Raw genomic sequence first — 13,582 nt, 5'->3', positions numbered from 1 at the left:
ACGCCGAGCGTCCAGAGCTGCATTCCCACGCAGAGCATGGGAACGATCAGGGCACAGCAAAACGCCCGGTGCATTCACATGCATCGGGCGTTTTGTGATCGCTGCCCTACCAATCGTTATTGGAACAACGACTCACTCGACAAGCCATTCTTCTCCAGGATCTCGCGCAAGCGCTTGAGGCCCTCTACCTGGATCTGCCGCACCCGCTCACGGGTCAGGCCGATCTCCAGGCCTACATCCTCCAAGGTGCTGCTCTCATGGCCGCGCAGGCCGAAGCGGCGAATCACCACTTCACGCTGCTTGTCCGTGAGCTCTGAGAGCCACTGGTCAATACTTTGGGAAAGATCATCGTCTTGCAGCAGCTCGCAAGGGTCTGTCGGACGATCATCGGTCAGGGTGTCCAGCAGGGTCTTATCCGAATCCGGCCCCAGCGAGACATCGACCGAAGAGACACGCTCGTTAAGGCCCAGCATGCGCTTGACCTCCCCTACCGGTTTTTCCAGCAGGTTGGCGATCTCTTCAGGCGAAGGTTCATGATCGAGTTTTTGCGTCAGCTCACGCGCCGCCCGCAGGTAGACGTTGAGCTCCTTGACCACATGGATCGGCAACCGGATCGTGCGGGTCTGATTCATGATCGCCCGTTCGATGGTCTGGCGAATCCACCAGGTGGCATAGGTGGAGAAACGGAAGCCCCGCTCAGGGTCGAACTTCTCCACAGCTCGGATCAAGCCCAGGTTGCCCTCCTCGATCAGGTCCAACAGGGAAAGCCCACGATTGACGTAGCGTCGGGCGATCTTCACCACCAGGCGCAGGTTGCTTTCAATCATGCGCTTACGCCCAGCCGGATCGCCCTTCTGCGACAGACGCGCAAAATGGACTTCTTCTTCGGGGGTCAACAGAGGGGAAAAGCCGATTTCATTGAGGTACAGCTGGGTCGCATCGAGCGCCCGGGTGTAATCAACGTACTTGTGCTGCTTCAACGCGGCAGCATTTTTGGATTTGGTGCGAACTGAAGGTGGTGATACCCCTTCATTATCTGACATCGTTTCCAAATCGATGCCGGTCTCCATAAGGAGAACCTCATCGTCGATGTCAAACTCCGGCACTTCTTTACTGAGAGCCATTGTTATAGTCCTTTGGTGAGTTCGACCTCAAGCTCAAGCGACGCCTCTATCCTTGGCAACGCTGGAGCCTGTTCCTTCTACGTGAGGGAACAGGCTGTGCAACACATCAACGACGGGGCAGGAATTGCAGCGGATCTACAGGCTTCCCTTGGCGGCGAATCTCAAAGTGCAGTTTCACCCGGTCTGTGCCCGTTGACCCCATTTCGGCAATCGTCTGTCCGACCTTGACCTGCTGCCCCTCCCGAACCAACAACCTGCGGTTATGACCGTAGGCACTGACGTAGGTATCGCTGTGTTTGATGATGACCAGCTCGCCGTAGCCCCGCAAACCACTCCCGGCGTACACCACTGTCCCATCAGACGCAGCTAAAACAGGCTGTCCCAAATCCCCGGCGATATCAATGCCTTTATTCAAACTACCGTTTGAAGAGAATTTTCCAATCAACACTCCGTTTGAAGGCCATCCCCATCCGGTCGGCGCAGGCCCGGCAGGTGGCAACGGCGCGGGTGCCGGCTTGCTCGCAACCGTAGGCGTGGCGCTGCCTGCAGGCCGAGTGATGATGGTGGTCTTGCTCGAGGACGATGGCGAAGAACCCGACTTTGTCACAACTGCCGTAGGTGCAGAACCTGAGCGACCATCGAAACGAATGGTTTGCCCAGGATGGATCGTATACGGCACAGGAATGTTGTTACGGGCGGCCAACGCCTTGTAGTCCCAGCCATAACGGAAGGCAATCGAGAACAGTGTGTCGCCTTTGCGCACCACGTATTGGCCGGTGGTGACCGTAGGTCTCTGGGGGGTTGCGTTGGTACGGTCAACGACCCGCGCACCGCCGGATGGCGTGCTCGAGCAGGCTGCCAATAAGGAACTCAAGACAAGGCCAAGCACCAGTCGCTGAAAGCTTGTTTTACTCATTCGCTGCGCAGGACCTGTGAGACTCACCCGCCGCTCCCTTTGTGGTGGCTGAACGTTAACGCCTGTATCAGGCTTGAAATATGACGCAAGTATAACTGGGCATTGGCTTTTTACTGGCACCTGACTGAAAGGAAAAATTCATCATGTTTAATCGTGGCTGCCAGGCATGTTGATTCAATGGACCCCGCCGTAAGACACATCCGCGCTTACAGAATTCACTGCCTGCGAATAAATGATCAGGCCAGCGGGCCGTTGAGCAAGGGTACGAACCGCACGGCACCGAGTACATGCCGGGAAAAACCTTCGTCCTCACGGATAATAAGCATCAACTGTTGCACTTCGCCGGAGCCCACCGGGATGACCAGCCGCCCGCCAGGCGCCAATTGATCCAGCAAGGCTTGCGGCACATCGGTGGCCACGGCGGTGACAATGATACCGTTGTAGGGCGCCAGCGCCGGCCAGCCCTCCCAACCATCGCCCCAGCGGAATACCACGTTGCGCAGGTTCAGCTCCACCAAACGCTCTTTGGCCCGGTCCTGTAGCACCTTGATGCGCTCGACCGAAAACACCCGCTCTACCAATTGCGACAGCACGGCCGTCTGGTAGCCGGAGCCGGTACCAATCTCCAGCACCTTGTCCAACGGCCCCGCCGCCAGCAATAGCTCGCTCATACGCGCAACCATATAGGGCTGAGAGATGGTCTGGTTGTGGCCGATTGGCAACGCTGTGTCTTCATAGGCGCGATGCGCCAGCGCCTCATCGACAAACAGGTGCCGCGGCGTGCGCCGGATCACTTCCAGCACCTGCGCGTTGGACAAGCCTTCTTCATACAGACGCTGGATCAACCGCTCCCGGGTGCGCTGGGAGGTCATCCCGATGCCACGGCGCAACAGGTCGTCTTGTTCACGAGCCATCAACGCAGTCCCTCCAGCCAGCCATCAAGGCCACTGAAGGCATCACTGAAGGTGCGATCAAACAGCAGAGGGGTAACGGAGACATAGCCTTGCATCACCGCATGAAAGTCGGTGCCTTCGCCGCCATCCTCGGCGTCGCCGGCGGCGGCGATCCAATACCCTTCCTTGCCGCGAGGGTCGACCACCTTCAAGGGCGCCGCCGCACGGGCGCGATGACCCAGGCGCGTGAGTTGGATACCGCGAATATGGTCGAGGGGCAAGTTGGGGATATTGACGTTGAGCACCGTACGCGGCGGCAGGTCCAGGGAAGCATGGGCCTCCACCAACTTGCGCGCGTAGTAGGCCGCCGTCGCCAGGTTATCCAGCTGCCGCGAAGCAAAGGAAAAGGCAAAGCCGGTGCGGCCCAGGAAGCGCCCTTCAAGGGCGGCCGCCACGGTGCCGGAATACAGCACGTCATCACCCAGGTTGGCGCCCAGGTTGATCCCCGAGACCACCAGGTCTGGCTGGTGCTCCAGCAGACTGTTGATCGCCAGGTGCACGCAGTCGGTGGGGGTGCCGTTAACGCTGATAAAGCCATTGGCCAGGACCCGCGGATGCAGCGGACGGTCGAGCGTCAGCGAACTGCTGGCGCCGCTCTTGTCCTGGTCGGGGGCAACCACCACGCACTCGGCGTAATCCTGCAGCGCAGCATGGAGCGCGGCAAGACCGGGTGCGGTGGCACCGTCATCGTTTGATATCAGAATACGCATGGGCTGTCCGTCTGCCCCACCGGCACCAGATCAACAAGCTCGCGCACCAAGACAGTGGCGAAGCATCCGGCCGGCAGGACGAATTCCAATTGCAGAATGTCAGGCCCGGGATAATGCCACGTCAACCCGCCAATGGGCAGTCGCAGAATGCGACGTTCCTGGCTCATTCCCGCCTTCACCAGCCAATCACGTAGGTCTGCTTCGCCAGCGGCGACAGATTGTTCCAGCTCGTACGTAAGACCTTTCGCCGGCGAGTCGCCTTCGCCCCACTGCGGGCCGGTGGGATGCAGGTCCAGGATCGCCAGGCGCGGGTCACTGCATTCAGCTTCCCCGGCCGGAAAAAAACTGCGACTGTCGGTAAACGCCAGCAGATCGCCAACTTGGGCACGCTGCCATGAACCGTCGGCGACGCGAGCCGCCAACACTTGGTTGAACAGGTAACTGCGAGCCGTGGACAGCAAGCGCGAGCGCACGTTGCGCTGCTCGGGCAGGGCCTTGCGGGCAGCCCACTCGCGAGCATCCACCACATTGCCGCCGTTGTGGCCAAAACGCTGGGTGCCGAAATAATTGGGGATGCCGTGCCGGGCAATCAACTGCAGACGTGCGTCGATGGCAGCGGTGTCGCCGGCCAATTGGGTCAGGCGCAAGGTGAAACCATTGGCCGAATGGGCCCCACGCTGCAACTTGCGCTTGTGACGGGCGGTTTTCAGGATCTTGAGGGTGTCGTTTTCTGCGCCGCTCATGTCCGGGTCGGCCTTGCCGGGCAATTGCACGCTGAACCACTGGCGGGTCAGGGCCTGACGATCCTTGAGCCCGGCATAGCTGACGGTGCGCAATGGCACCCCAGCGGCTTTGGCGATACGCCGTGCGGCTTCCTCAGTGTTCAAGCCGCGCTTTTCCACCCACAGCCACAGGTGCTCGCCATCGCCGGTCAGCGGGATGTCCAGCACCTCATCAACCTGGAAGTCTTCGGCCGTGGCCTTCAGTACCGCGCTGCCCAGGGCCTCGCCATAGGCCCGCGGGCCCAGCAGTTGCAGGTCGTTCATGCGCGCAGCAACAAGGCGACGGAGTGCACCGCAATGCCCTCTTCACGACCGGTAAACCCGAGCTTTTCGGTGGTAGTGGCTTTCACGTTGACTTGATCCAATTCAATTTGCAGGTCTGCGGCGATCACTGCGCGCATCGCTTCAATATGGGGGGCCATTTTCGGCGCCTGGGCGACGATGGTGTTATCGACGTTGCCGACCTTCCAGCCCTTGGCATGGATCAGGCCGACCACATGGCGCAGCAACACACGACTGTCCGCCCCCTTGAAGGTGGGGTCGGTGTCCGGAAAGTGCTTGCCGATATCGCCTAATGCAGCCGCGCCGAGCAAGGCATCGCTCAAGGCGTGCAGGACCACGTCGCCGTCGGAATGAGCCAGCAACCCATGGTGGTGTGCAATGCGCACGCCGCCCAGGGTGATGAAATCGCCTTCAGCGAAACGGTGCACATCGTAGCCGTGGCCAATACGCATAAAAAAACGCCCCGATTTAATTCAGGGCGTGATTCTACCTACTTTTGCCTCAGATTAGCCGAGCAAAGCACGCCCATGATGACGCAAATGGTCTTCGATGAAGCTGGCGATGAAAAAGTAGCTGTGGTCGTAGCCAGGCTGCAGGCGCAGTTCCAGCGGATGGTTGGCTGCCTTGGCCGCCTGCAGCAGGGCTTCAGGCTTTAGCTGAACGGCGAGGAAATCGTCGCGATCGCCCTGGTCCACCAACAGCGGCAGCTTTTCCGAGGCTTCGCTGATCAGCACGCACGCATCCCATTCACGCCACTTAGAGCGCTCTTCACCCAAATAACGGGAAAAGGCTTTCTGACCCCAAGGACAGTCCATCGGATTGTTGATCGGCGAAAATGCCGACACCGACAGGTAACGTCCAGGGTTGCGCAGCGCACAGACCAGCGCACCGTGACCGCCCATGGAGTGGCCGCTGATGCCGCGCTTATCCGACGCAGGGAAATGCGCTTCCACCAAGGCCGGTAACTCCTGTACCACGTAGTCATGCATCCGATAGTGCTTGGCCCAGGGTTCCTGGGTGGCATTGAGGTAGAAGCCGGCGCCGAGGCCGAAGTCCCAGGCATTGTCCGGGTCGCCCGGCACGCCGGGGCCACGGGGGCTGGTGTCCGGCGCGACGATAATCAAGCCCAACTCGGCGGCCATGCGCTGGGCGCCGGCCTTCTGCATGAAGTTTTCGTCAGTACAGGTCAAACCGGACAGCCAATACAACACCGGCAGCTTGCCGCCCTGCTCCGCTTGCGGTGGCAGGTAGACGGCAAAGGTCATGTCGCAACCGAGCACATCGGAATGATGCTTGTAGCGTTTATGCCAGCCGCCGAAGCTCTTCTGGCATGACAGGTTTTCCAGACTCATGGCCGACCTCAGAAGTGAATGACGGTACGAATGCTCTTGCCTTCATGCATCAGGTCAAACGCTTTGTTGATATCTTCCAGGCCCATGGTGTGGGTGATGAAGGTATCCAGCGGGATTTCACCGGACTGAGCCATTTCCACGTAGCTTGGCAATTCGGTACGACCGCGCACGCCACCAAACGCCGAACCACGCCAGACGCGACCGGTGACCAGCTGGAATGGGCGAGTGGCAATTTCCTGGCCAGCACCGGCCACGCCGATGATCACCGACTCGCCCCAGCCTTTGTGGCAGCACTCAAGGGCCGCACGCATCAGTTGCACATTGCCGATGCACTCGAAAGAGAAGTCCACGCCGCCGTCAGTCAGGTCGACAATCACGTCCTGGATTGGGCGGTCGTAGTCTTTCGGGTTGATGCAATCGGTGGCACCCAGTTGCTTGGCGATTTCGAACTTGGCCGGGTTGATATCAATAGCAATGATGCGACCGGCCTTGGCCTTGACTGCACCGATAATCGCCGACAGGCCAATACCGCCCAGGCCGAAGACGGCCACGGTGTCGCCCGGCTTGACCTTGGCGGTGTTGATCACCGCACCGATGCCGGTGGTGACACCGCAACCGAGCAGGCAGACTTTTTCCAGCGGCGCTTCTTTAGGAATCTTGGCCACGGAGATTTCCGGCAGCACGGTGTACTCGGAGAACGTCGAGGTGCCCATGTAGTGGAAAATCGGCTGGCCCTTGTAGGAGAAACGCGTGGTGCCATCCGGCATCAAGCCCTTGCCCTGCGTGGCGCGAATGGCCTGGCACAGGTTGGTCTTGCCACTCAGACAGAACTTGCACTTGCCGCATTCCGGGGTGTACAGGGGGATCACGTGATCGCCCACAGCCACCGAAGTTACGCCCTCGCCGATGGCTTCCACCACTGCGCCGCCTTCATGGCCGAGGATCGACGGAAAAATGCCTTCCGGGTCGGCGCCCGACAAGGTGTAGGCGTCGGTATGGCACACGCCGGACGCAACTACCCGCAGCAGCACCTCGCCAGCCTTGGGCATGGCGACATCCACTTCAACAATCTCAAGGGGCTTCTTGGCTTCGAAGGCTACGGCGGCACGGGACTTGATCATCCGGGTTTCTCCATCGGGTTAAAAACTGAGGCCGTGAGTGTAAAACATCGCCCATTGATGAATAATCCGGACCAAAGCAAAACATTATTGCCGTACAGGGACAATCAGCATGCTGGAGAACCGCTGGGAAGGCATTGACGAGTTTGTCGCGGTGGCCGAATGCAGCCAGTTCACGGCGGCGGCCGAACGGCTGGGGGTGTCTTCATCCCATGTCAGCCGGCAAGTGGCGCGTCTTGAAGAACGCCTGCAAACCCGATTGCTGTACCGCAGTACGCGCAAGGTGACCTTGACCGAAGCCGGTCAGACCTTCCTGCAGCACTGCCAACGCCTGCAGGACGGTCGCGAGGAAGCGTTGCGGGCGGTGGGCGACCTGACCAGCGAACCCAAGGGCATGTTGCGCATGACCTGCGCCGTGGCCTATGGCGAACGTTTTATCGTGCCGCTGGTGACGCGGTTCATGGCGCACTATCCGCAACTGCGCGTGGACATCGAGTTGACCAACCGCTCGCTGGACCTGGTCCATGAAGGCCTCGACCTGGCCATCCGCCTGGGACGCCTGCAAGACTCGCGCATGGTCGCCAGCCGCCTGGCGCCTCGGCGCATGTACCTGTGCGCCTCCCCCTCCTACCTCGAACGGTACGGTCGGCCACACAGCTTGTCGGAGTTGAGCCGGCATAACTGTCTGATTGGCAGCTCGGATATCTGGCAAATGGCCCAGGATGGGCGGGAATTTTCCCAGCGTGTGCAAGGCAATTGGCGCTGCAACAGTGGGCAAGCGGTGTTGGATGCCGCGTTGCAAGGCATGGGCTTGTGCCAGTTGCCGGATTACTACGTGCTGGAGCATCTGCACAGCGGGGCGTTGGTGTCGCTGCTGCAGGCTCATCAACCGCCGAATACCGCCGTGTGGGCGCTGTATCCGCAGCAGCGGCATTTGTCGCCGAAGGTGAGGAAGCTGGTGGATTTCTTGAAGGTGGGGTTGGCGCAGAGGCCGGAGTACAAGCATTGAATTGAGGTGGTCTGCACCGGCCTCATCGCGGGCAAGCCCGGCTCCCACAGTTGGACGTGTTGTTTGATGTGGCAGCGATCAAATGTGGGAGCTGGCTTGCCTGCGATGAAGCAGACTCGGTCTGACAGGTTACCGCCGATTAGCCCAGCGCAACTTCAACCACTCCAGGTCTTCCGGCCGAGTCACCTTGATATTGTCCGAACGCCCTTCGATCAGGCGCGGTGCCTGCCCAGACCATTCCATGGCCGACGCTTCATCGGTGATCACCGCATCGGCCACCAGGCTGTCGGCCAAGGCGCGATGCAAGGCGCCCAGGCGGAACATCTGCGGTGTATAAGCCTGCCAGATCAGGCTGCGATCAATGGTGTCCACCACACGGCCGTGCTTGTCGACACGCTTGAGGGTGTCGCGCGCCGGCACCGCCAGCAGGCCGCCTACCGGATCGTCAGCCAGTTCCGCCAACAATTTGTCGAGGTCATCACGGCTCAGGTTAGGCCGCGCAGCGTCATGCACCAACACCCAGTCTTCATCACTGGCGCCCAGGGCGTTGAGTTGCAGCAGCGCATTGAGTACCGAGCCGGAACGTTCCGAGCCCCCGTCGGCACGCTGTATACGCGGGTCAGTGGCGCATGCCAAGGTGGGCCAATAAGGATCGTCAATTGCAAGACTGACCACCAGGCCCTTGAGGCATGGATGGTCGAGAAAACAGCCGAGGCTGTGTTCGAGAATAGTGCGCCCGCCCAATTGCAGGTACTGCTTGGGACGGTCCGCAGCCATACGGGCACCGACGCCCGCGGCAGGAATCACGGCCCAGAAGGCCGGTAAATCGTGGCTCATTGGGCCAACTGGTAGAGGGTCTCGCCCTCCTTGACCATGCCCAACTCATGACGAGCCCGCTCTTCAACGGTCTCCGTGCCTTTTTTCAGCTCAAGCACTTCAGCGTCGAGGACACGGTTGCGCTCCAGCAGGCGTTCGTTTTCGGCACGCTGGTCGGCAATTTGCTGGGTCAACTCTTCCACCTGCGCAAAGCTGCCATTACCGACCCATAGGCGGTACTGCAGGCCAGCCAGCAACAAGAGCAAGACGAGGAACAACCAATTGGGACTGCGCATCGAAATCCGGGTATCCATTGAATAAAGACAGTCATGCAAACCTTTTGCAGCAACTGATAGCACAAAGCCTGGAAAACCCAGGCTTGCGCTTGTCAGTCAGCAGATTAGCGCCGAAATTCACATTTTCGTGAGATTTCCGACGCAATCCGCCGACTTTTTACCATTTACTGCTTAGCCGCGAAACTCGCCGCGACCGTTGTACTTGGCTTTACCTGCCAATTGCTCTTCGATGCGCAGCAATTGGTTGTACTTGGAAACGCGATCGGAACGGCACAGGGAACCGGTCTTGATCTGGCCCGCCGAAGTACCCACGGCCAGGTCGGCAATGGTGGAATCTTCGGTTTCGCCGGAGCGATGGGAGATCACGGCGGTGTAGCCCGCGGCCTTGGCCATCTGGATGGCTTCCAGGGTTTCGGTCAGGGTGCCGATCTGGTTGAACTTGATCAGGATCGAGTTGGCGATCTTCTTGTCGATGCCTTCTTTCAGGATCTTGGTGTTGGTCACGAAAAGGTCGTCACCCACCAGCTGGATTTTTTCGCCGATCTTGTCGGTGAGGATTTTCCAGCCATCCCAGTCGGACTCGTCCAGGCCGTCTTCGATCGAGATGATCGGGTAGCGCTGGGTCAAGCCTTTGAGGTATTCAGCGAAGCCTTCGGAGTCGAACACCTGGCCTTCGCCGGACAGGTTGTACTTGCCGTCTTCATAGAATTCGCTGGCGGCGCAGTCCAGAGCCAGGGTCACGTCGGTGCCCAGCGTGTAGCCAGCGTTGGCCACAGCTTCGGAGATGACTTTCAGTGCATCTTCGTTGGAGGCCAGGTTCGGCGCGAAACCACCTTCGTCTCCCACGGCAGTGCTCAGGCCACGAGCCTTCAGTACAGCCTTGAGGTGATGGAAAATCTCGGTGCCCATGCGCAGGCCTTCGGAGAAGGACTTGGCGCCCACTGGCTGCACCATGAACTCCTGGATGTCGACGTTGTTATCCGCGTGCTCGCCACCGTTGATGATGTTCATCATCGGCACCGGCATCGAGTAGACGCCCGGAGTGCCATTCAGGTTGGCAATGTGTGCGTACAACGGCAGATCCTGGTCCTGGGCTGCTGCCTTGGCGGCGGCCAGGGATACCGCGAGGATGGCGTTGGCGCCGAGGCTGCCTTTGTTTTCAGTGCCGTCGAGCTTGATCATCGCGTGGTCCAGGGCTTTCTGGTCCAGCGGGTCCTTGCCCAGCAACAGGTCACGAATCGGACCGTTGATGTTGGCTACAGCCTTGAGTACACCCTTGCCCAGGTAACGGCTCTTGTCGCCATCACGCAGTTCCAGCGCTTCGCGCGAACCGGTGGAGGCACCGGACGGCGCGCAGGCGCTGCCGATGATGCCGTTATCGAGAAGCACGTCGGCTTCGACGGTGGGGTTGCCACGGGAGTCGAGAACTTCACGACCTTTGATGTCGACGATTTTTGCCATTGTTGTAAACACTCCAAAGTTGACGAAAACGACGCAGCTGAAGGAAATCTTTTGACCGACCGCAAGGGTGGAACAACGGGGCAGGCTTGCAGACGACAAGGCTCAGGCCCGGGGGCCTGAGCGTAAAGCGTGGGAAATTCTACCGGAGAAATGCCAGTTACGCGGTCTCTACCGTCGGAAAACTCTTGACCAGCTCGTCCAACTGCTTGAGTTGGGCCAGGAATGGCTCCAGCTTGTCCAGGCGCAGCGCGCATGGGCCATCACATTTGGCGTTGTCCGGGTCCGGGTGAGCTTCAAGGAACAGGCCCGCCAGGGACTGGCTCATGCCCGCCTTGGCCAGGTCCGTCACCTGGGCACGGCGCCCGCCAGCGGAGTCCGAGCGACCACCGGGCATTTGCAGCGCGTGGGTCACGTCGAAGAACACTGGGTATTCGAACTGTTTCATGATGCCGAAACCGAGCATGTCCACCACGAGGTTGTTATAGCCGAAGCTCGAACCCCGCTCGCAAAGGATCAACTGGTCGTTACCCGCTTCCACGCATTTGCTCAGGATGTGTTTCATCTCCTGAGGAGCGAGGAATTGGGCTTTCTTGATGTTGATCACCGCGCCGGTCTTGGCCATGGCGACCACGAGGTCGGTCTGGCGCGACAGGAAAGCCGGTAACTGGATGATGTCGCACACCTCGGCGACCACCGCAGCCTGCTCAGGCTCGTGGACGTCGGTGATGATCGGCACGCCGAAGGCTTGCTTGATGTCCTGGAAGATCCGCATGCCTTCTTCAAGGCCCGGGCCGCGATAGGAGGTCACGGACGAACGGTTGGCCTTGTCGAAGCTGGCCTTGAAGACGTAAGGAATACCCAGCTTCTGGGTGACCCGCACGTACTCTTCACACACCTGCATCGCCATGTCGCGGCTTTCCAGCACGTTCATGCCGCCGAACAGCACCATGGGCTTGTCGTTGGCAATCTCGATGTCGCCTACGCGAATGATCTTCTGGGCCATCAGGTTTACGCCTTCTTCTGATGTTGCGTCAGTGCTGCTTTGACGAAACCACTGAACAACGGGTGACCGTCACGCGGTGTCGAGGTGAACTCCGGGTGGAACTGGCAAGCCACGAACCACGGATGATCCGGTGCCTCGACCACTTCAACCAGCTTGCCATCACCGGAGCGGCCGGAGATTTTCAGGCCAGCTTCTTTGATCTGCGGCAGCAGGTTGTTGTTCACTTCGTAACGGTGGCGGTGACGCTCAACGATCACGTCCTTGCCGTAGCAGTCGTGTACCAGCGAGCCGGCTTCCAGCAGGCAATCCTGTGCACCCAGGCGCATGGTGCCGCCCAGGTCGGAGGTTTCGGTACGGGTTTCAACGGCGCCGGTGGCGTCTTCCCACTCGGTGATCAGGCCCACGACCGGATGGCCGCTGGTGTGATCGAACTCGGTGGAGTTGGCGTCTTTCCAGCCCAGCACGTTACGGGCGAACTCGATAACAGCCACTTGCATGCCCAGGCAGATACCCAGGTACGGCACCTTGTTTTCACGGGCGTACTGCACTGCGGTGATCTTGCCTTCCACGCCACGCAGGCCGAAACCGCCGGGAACGAGGATAGCGTCAACACCTTCGAGCAGCGCGGTGCCCTGGTTCTCGATGTCTTCGGAATCGATGTAGCGCAGGTTGACCTTGGTACGGTTGCTGATACCGGCGTGGCTCATCGCTTCGATCAGCGACTTGTACGCGTCCAGCAGTTCCATGTACTTGCCGACCATGGCGATGGTGACTTCATGCTCAGGGTTGAGCTTGGCGTCGACAACCGCTTCCCACTCGGACAGGTCGGCGCCGCCGCACTGCAGGCCGAAACGCTCGACCACAAAATCATCCAGCCCCTGGGAATGCAGGATGCCCGGGATCTTGTAGATGGTGTCGGCGTCTTCCAGGGCAATCACCGCACGTTCTTCAACGTTGGTGAACTGCGCGATCTTGCGGCGCGAGGAAATGTCGATCGGGTGATCGGAGCGGCATACCAGCACATCCGGCTGCAGGCCGATGGAACGCAGTTCCTTGACCGAATGCTGGGTAGGCTTGGTTTTGGTTTCGCCGGCAGTGGCGATGTACGGCACGAGTGTCAGGTGCATCAGCATCGCGCGCTTGGCGCCGACTTCGAAACGCAACTGGCGGATGGCTTCGAGGAACGGTTGGGACTCGATGTCACCCACGGTGCCACCGATCTCGACCATCGCCACGTCGGCATCGCCAGCACCCTTGATAATGCGGCGCTTGATTTCGTCGGTGATGTGCGGGATCACCTGGATGGTTGCACCCAGGTAGTCACCACGGCGCTCTTTGCGCAGCACGTGCTCGTAGACACGGCCGGTGGTGAAGTTGTTGTTCTGGGTCATGGTCGTGCGGATGAACCGCTCGTAGTGGCCCAGGTCCAGGTCGGTCTCGGCGCCGTCGTGGGTGACGAACACTTCACCGTGCTGGAACGGGCTCATGGTGCCCGGGTCAACGTTGATGTACGGGTCCAGCTTGAGCATGGTGACCTTAAGTCCCCGCGCCTCCAGGATGGCCGCCAATGAAGCGGAGGCAATGCCTTTCCCCAATGAAGAAACAACACCGCCCGTGACGAATATGTAGCGCGTCATGAAAAACCCTAGAAGTCTGCGTTAAAGCGGTCCGAGCCGCCGGGGAAAGCGAAGGAAGGCCGAAGCCCCCGATCACCTGCATTAATCACAGTGCACCTTTCAAAAAAACCGCCGCGTTGTGAC

Annotated in this window: 14 protein-coding genes; 1 reads left to right on the top strand and 13 read right to left on the bottom strand. The window is 59.8% G+C overall.

Annotated features, from left to right (window positions below; translation table 11 throughout):
- Nucleotides 1-116 precede the first annotated feature (116 nt).
- The 8 genes from rpoS to ACP7CZ_RS05430 all read right to left on the bottom strand — a co-directional run bounded on the left by rpoS (nt 117) and on the right by ACP7CZ_RS05430 (nt 7,240).
- Nucleotides 117-1,124 carry an RNA polymerase sigma factor RpoS gene (gene rpoS / locus ACP7CZ_RS05465; RefSeq protein ID WP_034126846.1) on the bottom strand — a complete coding sequence of 336 codons (1,008 nt, stop codon included), beginning with the start codon at nt 1,122-1,124 and terminating at the stop codon, nt 117-119.
- Between the two features lie 106 nt (nt 1,125-1,230).
- Complete coding sequence (locus ACP7CZ_RS05460) at nt 1,231-2,067, bottom strand: peptidoglycan DD-metalloendopeptidase family protein (RefSeq protein ID WP_003189213.1); 837 nt, start codon at nt 2,065-2,067, stop codon at nt 1,231-1,233.
- A gap of 209 nt (nt 2,068-2,276) precedes the next feature.
- Nucleotides 2,277-2,912: a protein-L-isoaspartate(D-aspartate) O-methyltransferase gene (locus ACP7CZ_RS05455; protein WP_169850588.1), complete on the bottom strand. Its 636-nt coding sequence runs from the start codon at nt 2,910-2,912 to the stop codon at nt 2,277-2,279.
- A 41-nt stretch (nt 2,913-2,953) separates the two neighbouring features.
- A complete protein-coding gene (gene surE / locus ACP7CZ_RS05450; RefSeq protein WP_003189210.1) occupies nt 2,954-3,703 on the bottom strand; it encodes a 5'/3'-nucleotidase SurE in 750 nt (249 codons plus the stop codon).
- Complete coding sequence (truD, locus tag ACP7CZ_RS05445) at nt 3,691-4,749, bottom strand: tRNA pseudouridine(13) synthase TruD (protein WP_034126844.1); 1,059 nt, start codon at nt 4,747-4,749, stop codon at nt 3,691-3,693. The genes surE and truD overlap by 13 nt, the downstream gene beginning before the upstream one ends.
- Nucleotides 4,746-5,219 carry a 2-C-methyl-D-erythritol 2,4-cyclodiphosphate synthase gene (ispF, locus tag ACP7CZ_RS05440; protein WP_034126843.1) on the bottom strand — a complete coding sequence of 158 codons (474 nt, stop codon included), beginning with the start codon at nt 5,217-5,219 and terminating at the stop codon, nt 4,746-4,748. Before ispF ends, truD begins: the two co-directional genes overlap by 4 nt.
- 54 nt (nt 5,220-5,273) lie before the next feature.
- A complete protein-coding gene (gene fghA, locus ACP7CZ_RS05435; RefSeq protein ID WP_058410376.1) occupies nt 5,274-6,119 on the bottom strand; it encodes an S-formylglutathione hydrolase in 846 nt (281 codons plus the stop codon).
- Between the two features lie 8 nt (nt 6,120-6,127).
- Complete coding sequence (locus tag ACP7CZ_RS05430) at nt 6,128-7,240, bottom strand: S-(hydroxymethyl)glutathione dehydrogenase/class III alcohol dehydrogenase (RefSeq protein WP_014717243.1); 1,113 nt, start codon at nt 7,238-7,240, stop codon at nt 6,128-6,130.
- A gap of 109 nt (nt 7,241-7,349) precedes the next feature.
- Between ACP7CZ_RS05430 and ACP7CZ_RS05425 the strand changes: the two genes are divergently transcribed.
- Nucleotides 7,350-8,246: a LysR substrate-binding domain-containing protein gene (locus tag ACP7CZ_RS05425; RefSeq protein ID WP_034126841.1), complete on the top strand. Its 897-nt coding sequence runs from the start codon at nt 7,350-7,352 to the stop codon at nt 8,244-8,246.
- Nucleotides 8,247-8,375: 129 nt separating this feature from the next.
- Here ACP7CZ_RS05425 and ispD read toward each other — a convergent pair whose 3' ends face one another.
- The 5 genes from ispD to ACP7CZ_RS05400 all read right to left on the bottom strand — a co-directional run bounded on the left by ispD (nt 8,376) and on the right by ACP7CZ_RS05400 (nt 13,459).
- Complete coding sequence (gene ispD, locus ACP7CZ_RS05420; RefSeq protein ID WP_294170832.1) at nt 8,376-9,083, bottom strand: 2-C-methyl-D-erythritol 4-phosphate cytidylyltransferase; 708 nt, start codon at nt 9,081-9,083, stop codon at nt 8,376-8,378.
- Nucleotides 9,080-9,358, bottom strand: a complete 279-nt coding sequence (ftsB, locus tag ACP7CZ_RS05415) for a cell division protein FtsB (RefSeq protein WP_003189195.1) — start codon at nt 9,356-9,358, stop codon at nt 9,080-9,082. Before ftsB ends, ispD begins: the two co-directional genes overlap by 4 nt.
- Nucleotides 9,359-9,529: 171 nt before the next feature.
- On the bottom strand, nt 9,530-10,819 hold the full coding sequence (eno, locus tag ACP7CZ_RS05410; protein WP_054897992.1) for a phosphopyruvate hydratase: 1,290 nt from the start codon (nt 10,817-10,819) through the stop codon (nt 9,530-9,532).
- A gap of 157 nt (nt 10,820-10,976) precedes the next feature.
- The gene (gene kdsA, locus ACP7CZ_RS05405) at nt 10,977-11,822 is read right to left on the bottom strand and encodes a 3-deoxy-8-phosphooctulonate synthase (RefSeq protein WP_003189190.1); all 846 of its coding nucleotides are present in this window, start codon (nt 11,820-11,822) and stop codon (nt 10,977-10,979) included.
- A 5-nt stretch (nt 11,823-11,827) separates the two neighbouring features.
- A complete protein-coding gene (locus ACP7CZ_RS05400; protein WP_034126838.1) occupies nt 11,828-13,459 on the bottom strand; it encodes a CTP synthase in 1,632 nt (543 codons plus the stop codon).
- Between the last annotated feature and the right edge of the window lie 123 nt (nt 13,460-13,582).

Origin of the sequence: Pseudomonas sp. DWP2-2, from assembly GCF_049897065.1 — a bacterium.
Taxonomy (GTDB): Bacteria; Pseudomonadota; Gammaproteobacteria; order Pseudomonadales; family Pseudomonadaceae; genus Aquipseudomonas; species Aquipseudomonas paracarnis.
Note: the sequence above shows the minus strand (reverse complement) of the source record. Positions and strands in the feature narration are given on the sequence as shown.